The organism is Kribbella sp. NPDC055110 (assembly GCF_053607525.1).
Window position 1 is genome coordinate 1 of record NZ_JBSGTS010000003.1, and the last position, 21,314, is coordinate 21,314.

The window sequence follows — 21,314 nt, forward strand, 5'->3', positions numbered from 1 at the left end:
CGCGGGCGCCGGCGTCTTCGGCGTACCCGGACTTGTCCATGGCCGCGACGATCCGCAGCCGGCGGGTCTCGACGCGGGCCAGGTCGGTGTCGGCCTGGTCGAGAGCGTGCGCCAGTTCGGCGTCGCTCATCAACTCAGGCGGCCTGTCCATGCAGCAAAGCCTAGACACCCCCACCGACAGTTTCAAAGCCGAATCCCCTTATTTTCAAGGGAATCTGTTATCCACAGATCTCCACAGGCTCTTGCGCTAAAGGCAGCTAGTGTGCGGTGAGGATGTCCGCGACCGAAGCTTGGCCGTTGCGGAGGGTGTTGGGGGAACGGCCAAGGTAGTAAGGGATTGCGATGATCACGAGGGACAAGGCCCAGCCGCGGGCGCGGAGCCAGGTGGCTTCGTCGACCTCAAGTGCTTCGCGGTAGGCCGCCCTAGATTCGCCTTCGAACAGCCACCACGCAGGCAGTACGTCGCCGGCCGGGTCGGCGGCACGCGCCGTACCGAAGTCGATCACCGCCGAAAGCTTGCCATCAGCAACTAGAAGGTTGCCCGCCATCAGGTCGCCGTGGATCCACCGGGGCGTACCGTCCCAGATGTCGGCCGCCAACGACTCTTCCCAGGCAGCCAGCACGCGCCCGGTGTCGAAATGGTCCCGCAGCTCGTCGAGTGCCTCGCGGAACATCTCGTCCCGCGGCGCCAACGGCGTACCGCGGCTGAACGGATCGTCGTCCGGGACCGGCGCACCGGTTGTGTCGACGTCTCGCAGGGACCGTACGAAACCAGCCAGGTCATGTGCCGCCTGTGTCCGGTCAACGGACTCCGGCGCAAATGGTGCCCCAGGCAACCATCGGTAGACGCCCCAGGTAAAAGGATAGGCCTCGGCCGGCTGCCCGAGTTCCAGCGGTTCCGGGATCGGCAGCGAGACGTGCGGCGCCAGGCGCGGCATCCACTCCAGGTCCATCTCGACCTGCCCCAGGTTCCGCGGCGTCCGCGGTAGCCGGACCGCCAGGTCGTCGCCTACGCGAAACGTCACGTTGTCGGTCCCCGACCGATCCACGACCCGCACCGGCAACCCAGCCCAGCGCGGGAACTGCTCGGCCAGCAATCGCTCCACCACCGCGGAGTCGATCTCCACCTCGTCGTCATGCAGCTTAGGAACACCCGTCACGGCGCGACCCTCACACTCCGACGACGTACGGTCAACCGATTTCGGCCGGTGCGTCGGATAGCTAGAGTATTGATTCCATGACCCATCTCCCGCTCCCCGAGGCGTGGCAGCGCGCCGAGGTTCCTCCGCTGCCGGCCATCGGGCCTGATGTCGTCGGTGAGTTCGCCCGCACGATCTACGGCCGTACGCCGGAAGGTGGCGAGCTGACCGAGCTGGTACTGCGTTCGCGGGACGACGGCGTCCTCGACGGGGCGGCCGACCGTCTGCGCCATCGCGCCGTGATCACCTGCCCGCTCGGCAACCTCGAACTCGACACCGTCACTCATCTCCCGGCCGGAGCGAGCGCCGAGCACCCCGTACCGGTCGTCGTCGCCCTCAACTTCAAGGCCAACGAGGAGCCGTCCGCGAAGGTGATGGACGCCGGGTACGCCGTACTCGCGGTCGACTACCAGCAGATCGAGCCCGACGACCCAGCACCGGCCACGCCCGGCGTACGCGCGCTGTTTCCCAAAGAGTCCTGGGGTGCCGTGGCCGCCTGGGCTTGGGGACTGTCCCGCCTGCTCGACGTCGCGGGCAGGATCGACGGCGTGGATCCGGCCGGTGCCGTGGTGCTCGGGCATTCGCGGTTGGGGAAGGCCGCGCTGTGGGCCGGCGCGCAGGACGAACGGTTCGCGGTCACCGTCTCCAACGGGTCCGGTTGCTGCGGCGCCGCGCTGTTCCGGCATGCGGGTGGCGAGGACATTGCCGCGATCACCACGAAGTTCCCGCACTGGTTCGTCCCGTCGTTCTCGTCGTACGCCGGGAAGGAGAGCAGCCTGCCCGTGGATCAGCATCAGCTCCTCGCGAGCATCGCTCCGCGCCGCGTGTACGTCGCCAGCGGCGAGGACGACGACTGGGCCGATCCGATCGGTGAGTACCTGGCCGTCGTCGCCGCGCGGCCGGCCTTCGGCCCGAACGGCATCGGTTACCACGTCCGCCCCGGCACCCACGACCTCCTCGAAACCGACTGGCTGCACGCTCTGGACTTCGCGAAACGGTGAAGTCTCATCCGCGGGAGTAGTCAGTTCCCGAACATCTCGTGGATGGCGGCTTCCTGGTCGTCGGTCAGGTCGGTGTGGATGAGCTTGGCCCGGAGGCCGGTCCTCCGGAAGGTTTCGCGGACCTTGTCCGCCACCTCGTCGCTGGACAGCAGGAACAGCGCCGACGTTCCCGGCGTGACCTGGGCGCGTACTTCCTTGATGAAGTCGTCGTCGATCCCGACGTCGATCAGGGAGCCCGCCACCGCTCCGGCCGCCGCGCCGATCGCAGCTCCCGCCCAGGGCATCAGGAAGATCGTTCCGAACAGCATCCCCCAGAACATCCCACCGACCGCTCCCGGACCTGTCATGTTCCGCACCTGCCGGGTCCGCGGCCGCCGCTTCTCCGGCTGCCACGACACCGAGGCCGCGTCATGGATCCGGATCAGCTTCTGCTTCGCCAGACTCTCCAACGTCCCGATCGCCTGGTTGGCCCCGTCCCAGGTCTCGAACTTCCACACCGTCAACGTCGCCATCGCTCCGCTCTCCTCGCGCCCATCCGCCGACTCCCGCGCAGCGCGTGCGTGCCGGGGTACGCCGACCCGCACCCGAACCCCCGCCGCCAGTCCACCCCGCGTCCGCCGCACACCCACCCTGCTGTGCACGATTCCCGCCGCACCGCGCGCTCCAGAACCCACTTCACCCACCCCGCTCGCAATCCCTACATCAACACTTCACTGGACGCTCCCTCTCCCCCATCAGTTGCCGACTTTCTCCCCAGATCAGAGTCCACCACCGCAAGCCACCCGGTGCCAGGTCTCACCCGCACCCGGCTGACGGATGTCATGGGTGGGTCGTGACGAGCGATCCAGGGGTGCGAAGGCCCGCTCCAGCAGGCTTCAGGTATGACGACAACGACTGCGGTCAGCCTGCGGGGTGTGACCAAGAAGTATGCGGAGGTGCAGGCCGTCGCCGGGGTGGATCTGACCATCCGGGCCGGTGAGGTAGTGGCGTTGCTGGGGCCGAACGGCGCCGGGAAGTCGACCACGATCGAGATGCTGCTCGGCCTGGTGAAGCCGGATCAGGGTACGGTGCAGGTGTACGGCGGTACGCCGACCGACGCGATCGCCAAGGGCCAGGTCGGCGTGATGCTGCAGAGCGGCGGGATCATCGAGGACGCCAGGGTCGGCGAACTCCTGAACCTGGTGGCCGGCCTGCACACCAACCCGATGCCGGTCGAGGAGGCGCTCGAGCGGGCCGGGATCGCCGACCTCACCAAGCGGACCATGAAGGCGCTGTCCGGCGGCCAGAAGCAGCGGGTGCGGTTCGCGATGGCGATCATCCCGCAGCCCGACCTGATCGTGCTGGACGAGCCGACGACCGGCATGGACGTCGAGGCCCGCCGCGACTTCTGGGCGTCGATGCACGCCGAGACCGCCCGCGGCCGCACGGTCCTGTTCGCGACGCATTATCTCGAAGAGGCGGATGCGTACGCCGACCGCGTGGTGCTGATGCGCAACGGCAAGGTCGTTGCCGACGGCACGGCCGCGCAGATCAAGGCGAGTGTCTCCGGGCGCACGATCCGCGCCACGATCCCCGGCGTCGATCTGGCCGCGCTCGCGTCGCTGCCCGGCGTACGGAATGTCGAGACTCGCGGCGACGTGGTGCTGCTGCAGTGCGCCGACTCCGACAACACCCTGCGGCACCTGCTGGGCAACACCGAGGCCCACGACATCGAGGTCACGTCGGCCGACCTCGAGGACGCGGTCCTCGCGATCACCGACCAGAACAAAGCAGACCAGAACAAGGCACAGGAGACCCTGGCATGAACCGCGACTATCTGATCTTCGACATCCGCCGCACGCTGCGGAACCGGCGGGTGATGATCTTCTCGATCCTGATGCCGCTGGTGCTGTTCCTGATCTTCGGGCTGACGATCCCGCAGGGCGCCAACGAGGCCGGGATCTCCGCGATCGCGTACGTGATGGTGAGTATGGCGATGTTCGGCTCGATGTCCGCGGCGATGAGCAGCGGCGGCGTGATCGCGACCGAGCGCGACGGCGGCTGGAACCGGACGCTCCGGCTCACGCCGCTGAAGCCGCAGGCGTACGTCGTGAACAAGGTCATCCTGAGCCTGCTACTGGCAGTCCCGCCGCTCATCGTGGTGTTCCTGTGCGGCATGACCTTCGGCCACGTGCACCTGAGTGTCACGCAGTGGCTGACGGTCGCGCTCGTGTCGTGGCTCGGAGCGCTGCCGTTCGCGGCGATCGGCTTGGTCATCGGCTACATCGCGAAGCCCGACAGCGTGCAGCCGATCACTGGTCTGAGCACGATGCTGATCGCGGCCTTCGGCGGTCTGTGGCTGCCGGTCGACCAGATGCCGTCGGTCATGAAGCACATCGCCCAGCTCACGCCGGCGTACTGGACCGGCCAGACCTCCCGCAGCGCGCTGACCGCCGGTGGCGTGGACACCCACGCGCTGCTGGTGGTGCTCGGCTGGACCGTCGTCCTCGGGTTCATCGGGCTGCGCCGGTACCGCGCCGACACCGCGCGCGCCTGACGGCGGCTGACCATCCGTGTCCGAAACATCGGTTGCCGAGGGTACGGGCGATAGCGTGACCACCGTGAAGACTTCGCCGACCCTGATGGACGCGCTCGCCGAGCGCGGAGGCCGCCCAGGACCTGGGCGGTGGGGTTGGCTGGCCGCCGGGGTCTGGTTGTTCTACCTGAACCAGCCGTTCGAGGAGATCGTCCGCCGGGAGGGGACGACCCGGGTCCTCGGTCTGGTCACGCTCGCCCTGTTCGCGCTGTCGTATCTCGGCTTCTTCGGGTGGATCCGCTGGGTCGGCATCGGCGAGCGAGGTATGCCGACCTGGCAGCGGCTGGTGTACCTCGGCGGGATGCTCACCCTGTGCCTCCTGCTGCTGCCGTCGGCGGGTCAGCAGGCACTCACCTGCCTGGTCTACATCTCCGCGGTCGCGATGATGGCGCTCGACCTCCGGATCGCGGTCGGCGTCGTCGCACTGCTGCTCGGCGGCGTCGAGCTCGCGATGCGGTTGGTGCCGGGGTGGAGCGACGACGGCAGCTTCGGGTTCGCGATCTTCCTCGGCGCGCTGGCCGTGTTCGGGATGCGGCGGGCGATCCAGCGCAGTATCGAACTGAACGCGGCCCGCAAGGACATGGCCGAGCTGGCAGTGCAGGAGGAGCGGAACCGGTTCGCTCGCGACCTGCACGACATCCTCGGCCACTCGCTCACCGTCATCACGGTGAAGGCGGAGCTGGCCGGCAAGCTGATCGAGGCGAACCCGGCGCGGGCGGCCGCGGAGGTCGCGGACGTCGAGAGCCTGGCGCGGGCCGCGCTGGCCGACGTACGGGCCGCGGTCGCCGGGTACCGCGAGCTGAGCCTGGCCGGTGAGCTCGTTTCGGCGCGGGCCGCGCTGCAGGCCGCCGAGATCAAGGCGGAGCTGCCGACCACGGTCGACGAAGTACCCGAGGAGAATCGCGAACTGTTCGCCTGGGTGGTGCGGGAAGGCGTCACGAACGTCGTACGGCACTCCGGCGCGAAGCGCTGCACGATCCGGATCACGGCGGCGCAGATCGAAGTACTGGATGACGGCAAGGGGCCGACGCCGGGCGGGGGCGCGTCGGGTCACGGGCTGATCGGGCTGCGAGAACGGGCCGACCAGGTCGGCGCGGGGGTTCAGGTCGGCGAAGCGCCCGGCGGCGGGTTCCGGCTCGCGGTGAAGGTCGGGCCGTGAGTATCTGTGAGGCTGGGCCTGTGAGGATGGGGTTGTGACCATCCGACTGCTGATCGCCGACGACCAGGCGCTGGTACGCGGCGCTCTCGCCGCCCTGCTCGACCTCGAGCCCGACCTGGAGGTGGTGTCCGAGGTGGGCCGCGGCGACGAGGTGATCGACGCCGCGAAGAACGCCCGGCCCGACGTCGCGCTCCTCGACGTGGAGATGCCCGGGCTGGACGGCATCGAGGCGGCCGCCGCGCTGCGGACCGCCGTACCGGGGGTGCGGGTGCTGATGGTGACCACGTTCGGCCGGCCCGGGTACCTGCGCCGCGCGATGGAGGCCGGCGCGGCCGGGTTCGTCGTCAAGGACACGCCCGCGACGCAACTGGCGGACGCGGTACGGCGGGTGCATCAAGGGCTCCGCGTGGTCGACCCGTCGCTCGCCGCCGAGACCCTGGTGGCCGGCACCAGCCCGTTGACGGGCCGCGAGTCCGACGTACTGCGGGCCGCCCGGGAGGGAGGCACCGTCGCCGACATCGCCAAGGAACTGCACCTGTCCGAAGGCACCGTGCGCAACCACCTCTCTGCCGCCATCGGCAAGACCGGCGCCCGCACCCGCGCCGAAGCCGCCCGCATCGCCATCGACAACGGGTGGTTGTAGCCGGTCGCTACCTCTAGGGCATGTCTCCCAATCCAGCGCCGTAGCGAGGAGGTGCTCGGTGCGGTGCATCGGCGCGCGGGGGCGAAGGTCTCGATGCGGAGCATCGTGGCCTTTGCACCCGTGCGGCGAGGTGCCGTGCCGAGTGCCCCGCAGTAGGCGTGGGATTGGGAGACATGCCCTAGGGTTGCCTCAGGGGAGGGATCTGCGATGTCGATCGAGAATTTCAGTGTGCGGGGGCGGTTGGCGGACACGGGCGAGGGGATCACGGCCGACGAGCTGCAACTCGCGGCCCGGAACCACGGGATGCCGCTCGAGGGTCTGCGGTACGACGTGACGCCGCCGGGACTGCACTACGTGCTGGTGCACTACGACATCCCGGCAACGAATGCGGGCGAATGGCTGCTGACCGTGGACGGGTGCGTCGAGCAGCCGTTGACGTTCGGGCTGACCGAGCTGCGCGCGATGGGACGGCGTACCGTCCGCGTCACGTTGGAGTGCGCCGGCAACGGCCGGGCGACGCTGCAGCCGCGGCCGATCAGTCAGCCGTGGTTGTCGGAAGCGGTCGGTACGGCGGAGTGGACGGGCGTGCTGTTGTCGGATCTGCTCCGGTTGGCCGGGATTCGCTCCGACGCCTTGGATGTGGTGTTCACCGGTGCGGACCACGGTGTGGAGCGCGGCGTCGAGCAGGATTACCAGCGCGGGCTGTCGGTGGAGGAGGCGATCGACTCCGGCGCGCTCGTCGCGTGGGAGATGAACGGTGCGCCGTTGCCGCCGCAGCACGGGTACCCGCTGCGCCTCGTCGTACCCGGGTGGTACGGGATGGCGAGCGTGAAGTGGCTGCGGTCGATCGAGGTGATCGACCATGCGTTCGAGGGGTTCCAGAACGCGGTCGCGTACCGGATCCGCACGGACGCCGACGACCCGGGCGTCGCGGTCACCCGGATCGAGCCGCGGGCGCTGCTCGTCCCGCCCGGTTTCCCGGACTTCATGAGCCGTCACCGGTTCGTTGCCGCGGGCACCGTTCCGCTGTTCGGCCGGGCCTGGTCCGGGTGGGCGCCGATCGAACGGGTCGAGGTCAGCACCGACGCCGGCGTGAACTGGCACGAGGCCAAGTTGGGTGCCCCGAGCAACGAAGACGAGCTGGCCTGGCGCGCCTTCGCCTTCGACTGGGAGGCGACACCGGGCGAGCACGTCCTCACGGTCCGCGCGTACGACGCCAGTGGTCGCGAACAACCCATCGAGGCCCCGTGGAACCGCGGCGGCTTCAGCAACAACACCGCCCAGCGCATCACGGTCCTCGTCACCTGATCCTGGGGCATCGGATCCTGGTCACCTGATCCGCCGCGTGTCGCTGGCGCGTTCCGGCGTACCTCGGTCACATCCTGGAGACGTACACGGTTCTCACTTCCAGGAGTGGTGCGGTGAACGACAATCAGCTGCACGCGCGGATCTTCCGGACGTCCGACGAGTGGTACGCCGACGTCGACGACGAGCTCGACCCGCAACCGGACAACCCCCTCTGGCACGGCTCCTACACCACCCAACGAGCCGCCCTCGACGCCGCCTGCGCCCACCTGGCCGCCCTCCAACAGGCCTCCTGACGTCACCCGAACGCGATCGCCAGGCCCATCCCCAGACACAGCAGCGTGATCACGACGCCGAGCGGCCAGCCCCACCATGGCATCGACCAGTCGACCGCCACGGCGACCACGTACTGCGGATTGTCCGGGTCGTCGACCACGTCGATCCGGTCCCCGACCGCGGGTCGCGGATCCAGTTCGTTGCCGCCGTCCACCTCGACCGGCTTACCGTCCCAGGGATCGGTCACCTTTACGGTCACGTCGTCGTACTTGGACCACTTGTCTTCCTCGACCGAGACAACCACGGCCGGCAGCACCGGGCCGTCGGCGACCAACCGCTGGTTGTAGTGGCCGGTCGCGATCCCCAGCGGCAGGATCGCCAGCGAACCCAGCGCGATCGGAAGACCGATGAGCAACCGGCCCGCCCTGATCAGTGCCTCACCCAGCCCGATCCGCCTCCGCCCCACCCGCCGATGTCTGCCCTCGGCGTCCGGCGGCCGTTGCCGGGCGGCCGCTTCCTGGGCGTCGGCCAAGTCGCGCCGGCGGCGGCGCTCGCGGCGCGCCTGAGTGCGCCTGCCCGGTTGCGCGAGGCGTCGCCACCACGTGAACCGCTCGGCGAGGAAGCGGGCGGGGTAGCACGCTCCGCCGGCGATGGCTGCGCAGATGAGTGGGTTGTCGTAGAGGAAGCTCGGGCGGGTCAGCCAGCCGACGAAGTACAGGCCGCCACCGACCACACCGAAGAAGGCCAGCAGCACGAACAGTTGCCGGCCGTGGAGGTCGTCTTCGGGACTGCTCACCGGAACATCATGTGGGATGGACGCGGCCGGGGGCCGCGCGGTTTCATTCCGGTTCGTTGTGGGAGTCGCCGCCGACGCGGTACGGGGTGGTGATGCCTTCGTACATGAGGTGGGTCATCAGGCCTTCGGAGGCGTGCGGGAGGTTGTGGCAGTGGTCCATCCAGAGGCCCGGGTTGTCGGCGACGAAGGCGATCTCGTACGTCTCCTTGTTGCCGACCTCGAGGGTGTCGACCCACCACGGTGAACCCGTCGACGCGACGCCGTTGCGGGACAGGACGACGGCGTGGTGGCCGTGCAGGTGCATCGGGTGCGCCTGGCCGCTGGTGTTGGAGATCGTCATCCGGACCACGTCCCCCTCGGCGACCATGAACATCGGTACGTCGGGGAACTTGTGGCCGTTGATCGTCCACCACAACCCGGGCACACCGTCGAGGAACCCGGGCTGCCGCCCGATCCGGTACTCGAAGTTACGGTCCGCCTTCGCCGGGTCGAACCCGATCGGCGCCGCCGTACCGTACGTCAGCAGATCCACCGTCTCCCCCGGCAGCTCACCGTTCGGCGGGTCGACCGGCCCGATCCCGACCGACAACGCCGACGTACCGGCCACCAGCCGCATCCCGCCCGCCGGGACCACGGCCTCGAGATCGACCCGCGCACCGGCCGACAGCGGGAACGCCGCCGTGACAGCCGTCGGCCCGTGGACGTCGCGACCGTCTACCGCGACCACCTTGTACGGCGTCCCGATCAGCCCGACCCGGAGGATCGCGTTGTCGGTGTTGATCACCCGCACGCGCGCCGTCGTACCGGCCGGCAACTCCACCCGCCCGGTCCCGCTGCGCCCGTTGATCGTCCGCTTCCCGTCGTACGTGTGGATCGCGGTCACCACCTCACCAGGCGAAGGCGGCGCGATCACGATCGGACCGAACAGCCCGCCCTTGACCTCGTCGCTCGACACCTGATGCGAGTGGTACCAGTACGTCCCGGCCTCCTCGGCCTTGAACCGGTACACATGCTTCCCACCCATCGGTACGGCGTCCTGCGTCACCCCGGCGACCCCGTCCTCGGCGTTCGGTACGTCGATCCCGTGCCAGTGCAACGTGGCGCCGTCCTTCACGGACTCGTTCACGAACGTGACCTGCACCAGGTCGCCCACCTGCGCGCGGATCAGCGGACCGGGCGACGTCCCGTTCACCGTGTACCCGTCGATCGTCTCCCCCGCCGCGAGCTGGAACTTCTGCTTCCGCGCCACGAGCGTCACGTCCACGTCCGGCGTACCCGTCGTGGGTCCCCTCAGGTCCGCGACGCTCATGCCGCTCATCGCATGGTGCTCATGACCCATCGACGGTCCGCCGCCATAGTCGGCGTACCCCATCTCCGCCGGGTTGTACTCACCCGGGACCAGGCTGGTCACCCAGAGGTACCCCAGCGGTACGAGTACCGCCAGGGTCACCCCCAGAGCGATCAGCCGGCCCCACCGACGGTTCTTGCCGTCAGCCACTGGTCACAGGCTGATTCGGTACGGCGGCCCGCCGCGCGCCCGCACTCGCCACACCGGCGATCACGAGCCCGTTGATCCCGTGCAGTACGCCGAGCGCCGGCAGCCCGAAGGACACCACCGCGAGCAGGAACTGCACGACCACCAGACCGACCACGATCCCGGCCAGCCCACGGCCCCGCGGTACGTCGGTCAGGAACGACACGATCAGGAACACCAGCGCGAGCAGCGCGATCACCGAACCGGCGATGCTGTGGTAGCTCTGCCCGAAGTTGCTGTAGTCGGCGCCGATCGAGGTGCCGTCGTCGGCGTCCTTCGCGATCGTGAACCCGGAGAGCGCGATCGAGGCGACCTGCAGCACGACCGCGATCGCGATCAGCATCCCCACGATCCGGTACACGTTCCTCATGCGCGCCGCTCCGTCCGGCGCTTCCGCACCACGAACACGGCCGCCACGATCAACGCCAACGGCAGGACCGGCGGATGCCCGCCACCCACCACACACGCAATCGAAGCCAGTACGCCGAACACCCCAAGCAGAATCAGCAACGGAAAGGGAACCCGCCCCAAGACCCCCCGACCCGCCCAAGCCGGCCGCCCCGGCCGTGCGGCGTTCTCCGGTGCTGTCCACGGGGGCCTGCGCCAGCCCCACGGACCGGCCCAGCCCTCGCCTTCCTGACCACCTTCACCAGCACCTGCCGTCTGGTGTGCGCCCGGCAGGTCCGCGAACAGGCCCTCCAGGTCGGCGCCGGTGCGCGCCCTCAGTGCCTGCTCGACGCGCTCGGAGTGTTCGTCCGCGCTCAGCCGGCCGGCTTCGTAATGCTCGCCCAGACGCCGGACGGCGTCCTCACGCTCACTGTCGCCGATACGGATCGATCCGCCCGGCCTTTCGTCGCTCATGACACTCCTCGGTGCTCGTAGGTCTTCCAACGGCACCAAGACTGTCTTTCGAACCCCTTTCACCGCGTCGCCTCAGCGGCGGCTCCTCCCCTACCCCCGGAGGAGCACAGTGCACCACTGGACGCAGTACGACGTACTCCCGCTGGCGTACGCGTCCCCCGGGGAAACCCCGATCCACCTTGAGCACCCACCAACCAGATTCCGGCGGCCGAAACGGTTGATGGGTGCTCAAAGCTGGTCATGCGTTGCGTCAGCTGTTCGCGGCGAGGATCTTGTTGACGTCGTTGTTGGCCTTGATCAGCGACGGCGGATCCGCCTCGAAGGACAGCACCGCGTCCATTGCCGGTGTCATCACCGCGGACACGTCCGCGGCGTTCGGGTTGGCCGGGTACGGGAACACGTCCCCGGCCTCGACCGGCTCCAGGAACGGTGTCACGTCCCACCCGTCGGCCGCGAACGCCGCCTTGGCCGCCGGCATACTGGCGGCCACCGCCGGGAACACCACGCCCGCCTTCGCCACGATGTCCTGGGCGGTCTGCGAGCCGAGGAACTTCACCCAGGCCCAGGACGCGTCCTGACGAGTGGTGCCCTTCCAGATCGTGTCGGCCAGCCCGTTCATCATCGACGTCCGCTTCCCGATCGGCCCGATCGGCAGCCGGGCCAGCTTGGTCTTCACCTGCTTCAGCCCGGCGTACGTCCCGAGCATCCAGGAGCCGTTCGGGGTGATCCCGTACTTACCCGCACCGAAGGTCGTGGTCACGTCGATCCCGGACTTCGCCTGCGCGTACGACGGCATGTACCCCTTGGTGATCAGGCCGCGCCACCAGCCGATCGTCTCGGTGAACTTCGGGTCACCGTAGAAGAACCTCGTCCCCCACGGCTCGCCCTCGGAGTATTTCCAGCCGTTGCTCGCGGTGTACCAGCTCCAGCTGGTCTGACCGTCCGAACCTCCGGCGTCGCCGTACCCGAGGCCGTAGACCTTGACGTTGCCCTTGTCGAACCCGGGCTGGTCGCCGCGGCGGCCCTTGGTGTCGACGGTCAGCCGGCGGACGATCTGCTCGAAGGTGCCGCCGTCCTGCGGGTTCCAGGTCATCGAGTTCAGCTGCTCGGTGCTGATCCCGGCCGCCTCGGTCAGGGCGCTGTTGTAGAAGTAGACCTCGGTGTCCCAGTCCTTCGGCAATCCGTACCGGTGGCCGTCGGCACCGATCCAGCGATCGGCGAGCCCTTTCTGGTAGATGCTCAGATCAACGTTGTCCTTGGCAACGAACTCGTCGATCGGCAGCACCTGGCCCTTGGCCGCGAACAGCGGGTACTTCGCCGAGTGCGACGTGAACACGTCCGGCGCGGTGTCCGAGATGAACCCGGTGACGAGTTTCGACCAGTAGTCGTTCCACCCGTACTGCTCGATCTTCACCGAGTACTGCGGGTTCTGTTCGTGGAAGAGCTTCGCGCATTCGGTGTACATCGGCAGCTGGGCCGAATCCCAGAGCCAGTAGATGATCTCGCCGTCGCCACGCGCCGCGGCACCGTTGTTGCAGGCGGCAACAGCCGGTACGGCGAGTGCGCCAAGTCCTGCCTTCAGCAGGGTCCTTCGTGAGAGATTCATCATTTGATCCCCGAGAAGCCGATGGAGTTGGTGATCCGCTTGGCGAACGCGAGGAACAGGATGATCATCGGCAGCGCCGCGATCAGCGTCGCCGCCATCAGCCCGGCCCAGTCCGGACCGCCCTGCGGCGTCTGCGACCGGAACACTCCGAGCGCGACCGTCAGCACCCGCACGTTCTCCTGCTGACCGACGAGCAACGGCCAGAAGTAGTCGTTCCACGAGTTGATGTAGGTCAGGATCGCCAGCGTCGCGATCGGCGCCGCGCTCAGCGGGATGATCATCCCGAAGAAGATCCGTCGGTGCCCGGCGCCGTCGATCATCGCCGCCTCCTCGAGCTCGCGGTTGATGCTGAGGAAGAACTGCCGGAGGAAGAAGATCGCGAACGGCGTCATGAACGCGCCCGGCAGGATGATGCCGGCGAAGCTGTTCAGCAGCCCGAGGTTCTTGATCAGCACGAAGTTCGGCAGCGTCGTGAAGATCGGCGGCACCATCAGCGCGGCCAGGAACAGCGCGAACACCTTGTCCCGTCCGGGCCAGCGCAGCCGGGCGAACGCGTACGCCGCCATCGCGCTGAAGAACACCTGGCAGACCGTCGTGATGGTTGCCACTACCAACGAGTTGCGCAGGTACAGCCAGAAGTTCACGGCCGCGCCGGAACCACCCTGCGCCTGCGCCTCCTCGATCGACGCCAGTCCGAGCACCCGCTTGAACGCGCCGAGCGTGGTCTCCACGGGCAGCAGCGAATGCGGGTGGCCAGGCAGTTGCGTGTTGTCGGAGAACGCCGTACGCAACATCCAGTAGAAGGGGAACAGCGTGACGATCAGCAGCACGAACAACAGGATCCACGCGACCGTACGCCCGACACTTGCCTGCCGCGTCATGCGAGATCACTCTCCTTCGCGCGCAGCAGCCGCAGCTGGAGCAGCGAAACGAGCGCGAGGATCGCGAACAGCACCAGCGCCATCGCGGACGCGTACCCGAAGTCGAAGCGCGTGAACGCTCGCTCGTAGATGTAGTAGTAGATTACCCGGGTCGCATTGATCGGACCGCCCTGCGTGGTCACCGCGACCGTGTCGAAGATCTGGAACGACCCGATCATGGTGACCACCAGGACCATCACCAGAACAGGCCGGAGCAGCGGTAACGTGATCCGCCAGAACGTCTTCCACTCGGTCGATCCGTCGACTTCAGCAGCTTCGTACACGTACGACGGGATCGTCTGCAGCCCCGCGAACACGAGCAGCGCGGTGTACCCCATGTGCCGCCAGACGTTGATCCCCGCGACCGTCGGGATTGCCCAGTGCGAGTCCCCGAAGAATGCGACCGGGTCGACCCCGACCCAGCCGAGGAACGTGTTCACGATGCCGACCTGGAAGTCGAGCATCCAGTACCAGACCAGCGCGACGACCACGTTCGCCACCAGGTACGGCGCGAGGATGATCGCGCGGACCGTGATCGACTTCGTCAACCGGTACATCAGCATCGCGATCCCGACCGCCAGCACCGTCTGCACCCCGATGTTGATCACGACGTACTCCACCGTGACCCCGAGCGCGTTCCAGAAGAAGCTGTCCTGGACCATCCGCTCGTAGTTGGCCAGCCCGTTGAACTTCGGTGCCTCAAGCAACGAGTACTCGGTGAAGCTCAGGTACGCGCCACGCAACGTCGGCCAGATGTAGAACACGACGAACCCCAGCGTGGCCGGGGCCAGGAAGATCATAGCGACCTTGAGGTCTCCCAGGCTGCGCCGCTTCCCTGGCGGAGCGGCCTGTCCCCCGTGACTTCGTGCGGTTTCCGGTGGAGCGTTGGTTGTGGTCACGGGGGATCTCCTCCTGTTGTCTCGCGATCGAGCGGGCTTACCCGATCGCAGTCACATCCAGCAAGATCGCGCTCTCGGGCCACTGCGCGGGCATCAGCACACCGACCGAGGCGAGGGCGGCGCCGTTCAGTTCCACGCTTCCACCGTCGGCCGACCAGGCCGCGGACCGCGACTCGGGTCCGGGTGTCGCGACCTTGCTGATCCGGTACGTCCGCTGCGGGTCGAGGCCGGGCAGCCTGACCCTTCCGACGGCGGACGTCACGGACTGCTTCATCTGTACGACGCTGAACACGCCCCGCTCGCCGTCCTGCGCAACGACTCCATGCACGAGCACGTCCTCCGGCCCGCGGTCACCGCGGACTACGCGACCGGTGTGCAGCAGCGGTCGCAGCTCCTTGTGCAGCGCAACCCAGCCTTTGAGTTCCTCGCGCTCCTCGGCGCTGGCCGACGCGATGTCCCATTCGATGCCGAAGTGGCCGAACAGCGCGGTGATCGCGCGGAACGACAGTGTCTGCGTACGGCCGGTGGTGTGCGCCCGCGGCGGGCCGACGTGGCAGCCGATCAGCTCCGGCGGCAGCAGCAACTGCGTGTAGCGCTGGATGGTCTGCCGCTCGAGCGCGTCGTTGCTGTCGCTGCCCCAGACCCGGTCGGTGCGCTCCAGGATGCCGAGGTCGACCCGGGCGCCACCGGAGGAGCAGGACTCGATCTCCAGACCGGGATGACAGCGCTTCAGCTCGTCGATCAGCCGGTACACGGCCAGGGTCTGCTCGTGAATACCCGCCGTACCCGTGTGCTGGTTGCCGCCGTCAACGAAGTCGCGGTTATGATCCCACTTCAGGTACGCGATGTCGTACTCGCTGAGGATGCTGTCCAGCCGCTCGAGGATGTAGTCGTACGCCGCCGGCACGCCGAGGTTCAGGCCCTGCTGGTGACGTGCGGTCGGCGGCATCCGGTCGCCGGTCGCGAGGATCCAGTCCGGGTGCTCGCGCGCCAGGTCCGAGTCCGGGTTCACCATCTCCGGCTCGACCCACAGCCCGAACTGCAGGCCGAGGCTCTTCACGTGGTCGACCAGCGGGTGCAGGCCCTTCGGCCAGATCCCCTCGTCGACGTACCAGTCGCCGAGGCCGGCGTGGTCGTCGCGGCGGCCGCGGAACCAGCCGTCGTCCAGCACGAACCGCTCGGCCCCGACCTCGGCGGCCGCGTCCGCGAGCGCCTTCAGCTTGTCCAGGTCGAGGTCGAAGTACACGGCCTCCCAGGTGTTCAGTACGACGGGACGCTCGGTCTGCGGGTGGTTGGAACGCGCGCGCAGGAAGTCGTGGAACCGGTGCGAGACCTGGTCGAGGCCGACGCCGTACGAGCCGTAGATCCACGGGGTGCTGTAGGTGCCCGCGGGCTGGAGGCGGCCTTCGCCCGGGAGGAGCAGTTCGCCGCCGCCGATCACGCCGTACCCGCTCATGCCGCGCTCGGCATACGTTCGGTGGTTGCCGCTCCACGCGGTGTGCACGGCCCAGATCTCGCCGTCGCGGAAGCCGAAGCTCTCGGTGCCGGCCAGCAGGAGGAGTGTTGCGTCGGCGCCAGTGCGGCCGCGGCGGTTGTCGCGGATGTGGGCGCCCTGCGTGAACGCGTGCCGCTGCGGGTGCCGCTCGCCGATGTGCCGGCCGGTCAGGTCGAGCAGCTCGGTCGCCTCGGTCGGCACCGGCAGCGCGAGGTGCAGCCCGTCGACCGTGTACGGCGTCGCGCCGGTGTTGATCAGGTCGGCCTTGGTCCGCACGAGACCCGAGTCAGTGAGCTCGACGGTGAGCCTGAGCTCGAGGCCGGCCTCGGTGTCGGCGGCGTCGATCTGCACGGCGTTGTCGGTCTGGGCGACGCTGGTGAGGGTGAAACTCGCCGAGAAGTCCTGGCCGTCGCGGTGACCGTTCAGGCCGGGGAGGCCGAACCAGCCGGACGAGTACTCGGGCACGATCGCGATCGGACGGTTCTCGTCCAGGCCGTTGCCGTCCTGGACCGCACCCGCGCCGCGACGCAGTTCCAGCAGAGCGTTCTCGGTCAGCTCACCCAGGTCCGCACCCCAATGCAGGACGGACGGAAGGGCCGGACCGGAGCAGTCGAGCACCAGGCTGACACCACCGGCGCGGAGCTGCAGAATCTCGATGTTCGACACTGTTGATTCACTCTGCTTTCTGATTGATTTCAGGACGGAACTATTTACCCCGCGAGCCCCGTTGTCAATGCTTCACGAAGTTAAGTAAATACCCTAGAGCCCTTTACAACGAAGGAAAAGAGGGCCTCGCCGCCATCAGCTCCGGCGGCACGACTCCGGTCCGCGGCTCGGCGGGGCGAGCCCGCGCAGGTCACGCGTCGCCGACGCTCCGCTTGCGGACTCGTAGCGGCGCCGGCCGGGGTGGGTGCACCGCGTCAGGGGCGGGGACACCTCGGTGACACGGCGGTGACAGGGCGCAAAGGTGTCAGTACTCTCGGTCTACCGGGCGTGGTTACCGGGAAGTACATTCTTGCCGACGGTGATCTGGTGGGGGTCCTGAGATCACCGACCTCCGGCGAGAGAGGCCTTCCGGATGAGCATTCCGCGAAGTCGTCGAGTGTCCGCAGCAATCCTTCTACTCTCCCTGACCGGGCTAGGCCTGGTCGCTCCCCCGGCACACGCCGACGGTCCCGGTTCGGGAACGCCGTACGTCGTGACCGTTGGGGACTCCTACATCTCGGGTGAGGCCGGCCGCTGGGCCGGGAGCTCGAACGACTCCGAGGCACCGGCCGACGTGCTCGGTGCCCACGCGTACCACGACAACGCGACCCACACCGCCGAGCTGATCCCGAAATGCCACCGCAGCCTCTCCGCCGAGGCGTACGTCGGTGGCGGGGTCGGCGGACTGAACCTGGCCTGCTCGGGCGCCCGCACCACGACCGGTACCGGCAGCGACTTCAAGCCGGGTATCGACTTCTACGACGACGGCGCGGGCAAGCAGGGCCAGGCGAAGATGCTGCAGACCTTCGCCGCGACCCACAACGTCAAGCAGGTGGTCGTGTCGATCGGCGGCAACGACTTCAACTTCGCGTCGATCGTCACCCAGTGCGTGCAGGACTTCCTGCTCTCACCGTCCTGGAACCCCGACTACTGTCGCGACGACTCGTCCGTCGTCGCCAACTTCACCGCCGCCAACATCAGCACGGTGCAGGGCAAGATCGCCACGGCGTTCCAGAACGTCCGGTCGGCGATGCGGAACGCCGGGTACGGCGACAGCGCGTGGAATCTCGTCGTACAGACGTATCCGTCACCGATTCCGGCCGCCAGCGGGTTCCGGTACGGGCAGAGCGGTTACACCCGGCAGAGCGTCGGCGGATGCGGCTTCTGGAACGCGGACGCCGACTGGGCGAACGGCACCGCCCTCGTCACGATCAACAAGACGGTCCGCGCCGCGATCGGCCAGTCAGGACTGTCCAACGCCCGCCTGCTCGAACTCCAGTCCGCGTTCAACGGCCGCCGGCTCTGCGAGAACACCGTCGGCCTGTACGAGGAGGTCGGCCTCAGCTCGTGGACCCAGCCCACCGCCGTCGACAAGACCGAGTGGATCAACCAGATCCGCACTGTCACGACGGTCGGCTCGAACTACTTCATCCAGGAATCCCTGCACCCCAACTACTGGGCCCAACTGGCACTGCGCAACTGCGTCCGCCAGACCTACACCCAGAACCGCGGCGGCACCTGCAGCATCGCCGGCACCGGCCTGGTGAACGGTGAGCCGCGCATGACCCTCAGCTGACCCTCAACTGACGCGAGACAAAGGCCGGCCGCCGCACCCCCGAAGGTGCGGCGGCCGGGTTCTCTTTCAGTGCATCAGCTCAGGTTCAGGCCCGTGTCGTCGATGACGAACGAGGTCTGGAGCGAGCTGTCCTCGGTGCCGGTGAAGCTGATCGACACCGTCTGGCCGGCGAACGACGAGACGTTGAACGACTTGAGCGAGTAGCCGCTCGCCTTGTTCAGGTTCGAGTACGTCGCCAGCGTGGTCGAGCCCGCCTTCACCGTGAGCGTGTCGTACTGCGTCGACGTGGTGGTCTCCGCAGAATCGATGTGCAGGTAGAAGGAGAGCGTCGCCGAGCATCCGGCCGGGATCGCGACCGACTGGCTCAGCGTGTCGGTGTGGGTCGAGCCGTAGCCGTCCAGCCACGCCTTCCAGGTGCCGCCGTGCGCGGCCTGGGAGGTGCTGTTGTCGATCACCCCGGCCGAGGCCGTCCACGGTGCCGCCGTACCGGTCTCGAAGCCCGGGTTGCCGAGCTTCTGGCCGGAGCAGTTGCCGGTGCCACCGCTGACGGTGATGGTGAACGACGTGCTGCCCGAGCCGCCGGCACTCGCGGTCGCCGTCGCGGTGACGTTGAACGTGCCGCTCGCGGTCGGGGTACCGGACACGGTGCCGGTGGACGAGCCGATGGTGACGCCGGCCGGGAGACCGGTCGCGGACCAGGTGTACGGCGCGGTGCCGCCCGACGCGGTCAGCGTGAACGACGAGATCGCCGTACCGACCGTGCCGGTCTTGTTGCCCGGGTTCGTGACCGTGACGCCACCCGACGTGGAGCAGGTCGGGTCGGCCGTCTGAGCCGGCACGCTGACCGCGTCCCAGGCCGCCTTCACGGTGTTGAACTCGGTGCAGCTACCCGGGTACAGGTTCTTGGCCGCGGTCAGCGTCCAGGTCCGGTACTTCAGGTACGAGCTGCTGCTGGTCTTCATCAGCATCGCGTTGTACATGATCCGGGCGGCCTTCTGGATGCCGAGACCGGTGACGGACGAGCTGTTGCAGGTCGTGCTGGTGGGCTGTCCGTTGGTCGGGTTCGTGCCTTCGGCCAACAGGTAGTACCAGTGGTTGCCGGGGCCCGCCGCGGCGTGCACCTCGGTGCCCGGGATCGAGCTCGAGTAGCAGTTCGGGTCGCCGAGGGCCGACGGGTTGTACATGTTCCGGATCGGGCCCTGGCCCACCAGGTTGATCTCCTCGCCGACCAGGAAGTCCGGCGGGTCGTACGCCGACGACTGGTTGCTGTACCACTCGGTGGTCGCGCCGAACACGTCCGCCACGAACTCCTGGGTGCCGTTGCCGGAGATGCCGCCCGGTGTGTGGTCGTCGATGCCGTGGCCCATCTCGTGCGCCACCACGTCGATCGAGCTGATCCACTGGTTGGCGTTGTTGTGGCCGATCTGCACCTGGGACCCGTCGTAGTACGCGTTCACGTCGGCCAGGCCGACGCGGATCGGCCATGCGCCGCCGTTGCCGTCCATGCCGTTGCGACCGAGCCAGTCGGTCAGCATGTGCTTCTCGGTCTCGGCGGAGAACAGTGCGTCGACGCAACCGGTCTCCCGGCTGGTGGCATTCCCATTGCCCCAGAGGTCGTCAGGACCGGAGAACGTGGTGTTGTTCGCCGCGTCCTGGCAGGACAAGTTGGTGGTGTTCGGGTCCTTCAGCGAGTACGTGCTGCCGGACAGCGTGGTGTCCAGGTGGACCGGGTTCGGTCCGCTGTACGCCGCCGTACCGTCGCCGGCCATCACGTGTTCCTTGGTACCGAGCACCTTGCCGCTCTGCGCGTCGACGTACACCGACAGACTCGACGGCTCGTGGCCGTCGCTGCCGCTGACCCGCGACTGCCACACGAGCTTCGGGGTGCTGTTCAGGGCGTAGACCGCGAGCGTCGGCGTGGTCGACGAGTCGACCCGCTTCAGCTGCGACTTGGCGGTCTTCTGCGCGGCCGCCGGGGTCACCTTCGCGGTCGTCGACAGCTCGGGTACGGCGGTGGTCTGGGCGACCGAGGTGTACTTCACGGCCCCCTTCGCGTCGGTGACCACGACGAAGTCACCACCGACGACCGGGAGACCCTTGTACGAACGCTCGTACGGGACGTACTGCAGACCGGACTGCTCCGAGACCACCGGCTTCGCGGTGAACTTGTCGTCCTTCGACGCGTGCAGGGAGCTCGGCCGCCCTGCCACCAGTGAGGAGGCGGAGTCGGCGGCGAACGCCTTCGACTGCGCCTGTGAGGGTCGCGGCGGAGGTGCCGCACTCGTCGCCGCGCCGGCCGACGAACCGAAGCCGGCGAATGCTGCCGCAGTGAGGCTGGTCACCCCGATAACGACGGCAGCTTTACGGGAACGCTGAAACAAGACCATTGATGTGGTCCCTTCGCGAGGTACTGAATTGATGAACTCGCTTCGCTCGTTCATCGGGTGCCTGGGCGGGTTGCGCCTCGCCGGACTGCAGACGGTGCACCACTCCGCCTGGAACCTCCGGCCTACCCATCGACCTCGGCTGTCCGGAAGACCCCTTTTCCATCCAGCCCCGATGGACCGCGCGGACGGACACTATGTCCCAGCCCGCACCCGAGCAAGGCGCTGTCGTGCCGTTGGCACCCCGATGACAACTGACCGCGTTGTCATCACTACCAAGCGCTGACAAACCCCCACGAACCTGAGAATCATCACAACCCGACCCACCCCGCAGCGAGCCCGCGTGGGCTCGTTGCGGAGGGTAGTCGGGCCGGGTGCGG

The 21,314-nt window shown here is 68.1% G+C and carries 19 protein-coding genes; 8 read left to right on the plus strand and 11 right to left on the minus strand.

The features are described 5' to 3' along the window. Positions 1-257: 257 nt before the first annotated feature. Positions 258-1,160 carry an aminoglycoside phosphotransferase family protein gene (locus tag ACWF0M_RS05980; protein WP_452234491.1) on the minus strand — a complete coding sequence of 301 codons (903 nt, stop codon included), beginning with the start codon at positions 1,158-1,160 and terminating at the stop codon, positions 258-260. A 77-nt stretch (positions 1,161-1,237) separates the two neighbouring features. Here ACWF0M_RS05980 and ACWF0M_RS05985 point away from each other — a divergent pair, with 77 nt between their 5' ends. Continuing rightward, complete coding sequence (locus ACWF0M_RS05985; RefSeq protein ID WP_452234492.1) at positions 1,238-2,200, plus strand: glucuronyl esterase domain-containing protein; 963 nt, start codon at positions 1,238-1,240, stop codon at positions 2,198-2,200. Positions 2,201-2,220: 20 nt separating this feature from the next. On the opposite strand, the gene ACWF0M_RS05990 is transcribed toward ACWF0M_RS05985, so the two are convergent. Next, positions 2,221-2,712 (minus strand): DUF1269 domain-containing protein, encoded by a 492-nt coding sequence (locus ACWF0M_RS05990; RefSeq protein WP_452234493.1) that lies wholly within the window; start codon positions 2,710-2,712, stop codon positions 2,221-2,223. A gap of 369 nt (positions 2,713-3,081) precedes the next feature. Between ACWF0M_RS05990 and ACWF0M_RS05995 the strand changes: the two genes are divergently transcribed. The 6 genes from ACWF0M_RS05995 (at position 3,082) to ACWF0M_RS06020 (ending at position 8,178) form a co-directional block, all read left to right on the plus strand. Next, the gene (locus ACWF0M_RS05995) at positions 3,082-4,005 is read left to right on the plus strand and encodes an ABC transporter ATP-binding protein (protein ID WP_452234494.1); all 924 of its coding nucleotides are present in this window, start codon (positions 3,082-3,084) and stop codon (positions 4,003-4,005) included. After that, complete coding sequence (locus tag ACWF0M_RS06000) at positions 4,002-4,736, plus strand: ABC transporter permease (protein ID WP_452234495.1); 735 nt, start codon at positions 4,002-4,004, stop codon at positions 4,734-4,736. The genes ACWF0M_RS05995 and ACWF0M_RS06000 overlap by 4 nt, the downstream gene beginning before the upstream one ends. 64 nt (positions 4,737-4,800) lie before the next feature. After that, the gene (locus tag ACWF0M_RS06005; protein WP_452234496.1) at positions 4,801-5,934 is read left to right on the plus strand and encodes a sensor histidine kinase; all 1,134 of its coding nucleotides are present in this window, start codon (positions 4,801-4,803) and stop codon (positions 5,932-5,934) included. Positions 5,935-5,968: 34 nt separating this feature from the next. Further along, positions 5,969-6,577, plus strand: coding sequence for a response regulator (locus tag ACWF0M_RS06010; RefSeq protein WP_452234497.1), 609 nt, complete (start codon positions 5,969-5,971; stop codon positions 6,575-6,577). A gap of 207 nt (positions 6,578-6,784) precedes the next feature. Then, positions 6,785-7,885, plus strand: coding sequence for a sulfite oxidase (locus ACWF0M_RS06015; protein ID WP_452234498.1), 1,101 nt, complete (start codon positions 6,785-6,787; stop codon positions 7,883-7,885). Between the two features lie 113 nt (positions 7,886-7,998). Beyond that, positions 7,999-8,178, plus strand: a complete 180-nt coding sequence (locus ACWF0M_RS06020; RefSeq protein WP_452234499.1) for a hypothetical protein — start codon at positions 7,999-8,001, stop codon at positions 8,176-8,178. A gap of 2 nt (positions 8,179-8,180) precedes the next feature. Here ACWF0M_RS06020 and ACWF0M_RS06025 read toward each other — a convergent pair whose 3' ends face one another. From ACWF0M_RS06025 to ACWF0M_RS06060, 8 genes are all read right to left on the minus strand, one after another. Then, positions 8,181-8,954, minus strand: a complete 774-nt coding sequence (locus ACWF0M_RS06025) for a hypothetical protein (protein ID WP_452234500.1) — start codon at positions 8,952-8,954, stop codon at positions 8,181-8,183. Positions 8,955-8,997: 43 nt separating this feature from the next. Continuing rightward, the gene (locus ACWF0M_RS06030; RefSeq protein ID WP_452234501.1) at positions 8,998-10,452 is read right to left on the minus strand and encodes a multicopper oxidase family protein; all 1,455 of its coding nucleotides are present in this window, start codon (positions 10,450-10,452) and stop codon (positions 8,998-9,000) included. After that, positions 10,445-10,858 carry a hypothetical protein gene (locus tag ACWF0M_RS06035; RefSeq protein WP_452234502.1) on the minus strand — a complete coding sequence of 138 codons (414 nt, stop codon included), beginning with the start codon at positions 10,856-10,858 and terminating at the stop codon, positions 10,445-10,447. The genes ACWF0M_RS06030 and ACWF0M_RS06035 overlap by 8 nt, the downstream gene beginning before the upstream one ends. After that, the gene (locus ACWF0M_RS06040) at positions 10,855-11,349 is read right to left on the minus strand and encodes a DUF1707 SHOCT-like domain-containing protein (RefSeq protein WP_452234503.1); all 495 of its coding nucleotides are present in this window, start codon (positions 11,347-11,349) and stop codon (positions 10,855-10,857) included. Before ACWF0M_RS06040 ends, ACWF0M_RS06035 begins: the two co-directional genes overlap by 4 nt. A gap of 250 nt (positions 11,350-11,599) precedes the next feature. Continuing rightward, entirely contained in the window at positions 11,600-12,955 is a 1,356-nt protein-coding gene (locus tag ACWF0M_RS06045; protein WP_452234504.1) for an ABC transporter substrate-binding protein, read from the minus strand. Continuing rightward, the gene (locus ACWF0M_RS06050; protein ID WP_452234505.1) at positions 12,955-13,836 is read right to left on the minus strand and encodes a carbohydrate ABC transporter permease; all 882 of its coding nucleotides are present in this window, start codon (positions 13,834-13,836) and stop codon (positions 12,955-12,957) included. Before ACWF0M_RS06050 ends, ACWF0M_RS06045 begins: the two co-directional genes overlap by 1 nt. Beyond that, complete coding sequence (locus tag ACWF0M_RS06055) at positions 13,833-14,675, minus strand: carbohydrate ABC transporter permease (protein ID WP_452234506.1); 843 nt, start codon at positions 14,673-14,675, stop codon at positions 13,833-13,835. The genes ACWF0M_RS06050 and ACWF0M_RS06055 overlap by 4 nt, the downstream gene beginning before the upstream one ends. Before the next feature lie 136 nt (positions 14,676-14,811). After that, positions 14,812-16,935, minus strand: a complete 2,124-nt coding sequence (locus ACWF0M_RS06060; protein WP_452234507.1) for an alpha-galactosidase — start codon at positions 16,933-16,935, stop codon at positions 14,812-14,814. 412 nt (positions 16,936-17,347) lie between these two features. On the opposite strand from ACWF0M_RS06060, the gene ACWF0M_RS06065 reads away from it, so the two are divergent. Continuing rightward, positions 17,348-18,550: a hypothetical protein gene (locus ACWF0M_RS06065; RefSeq protein WP_452234508.1), complete on the plus strand. Its 1,203-nt coding sequence runs from the start codon at positions 17,348-17,350 to the stop codon at positions 18,548-18,550. A gap of 74 nt (positions 18,551-18,624) precedes the next feature. On the opposite strand, the gene ACWF0M_RS06070 is transcribed toward ACWF0M_RS06065, so the two are convergent. Then, the gene (locus ACWF0M_RS06070) at positions 18,625-20,892 is read right to left on the minus strand and encodes a M4 family metallopeptidase (RefSeq protein WP_452234509.1); all 2,268 of its coding nucleotides are present in this window, start codon (positions 20,890-20,892) and stop codon (positions 18,625-18,627) included. Between the last annotated feature and the right edge of the window lie 422 nt (positions 20,893-21,314).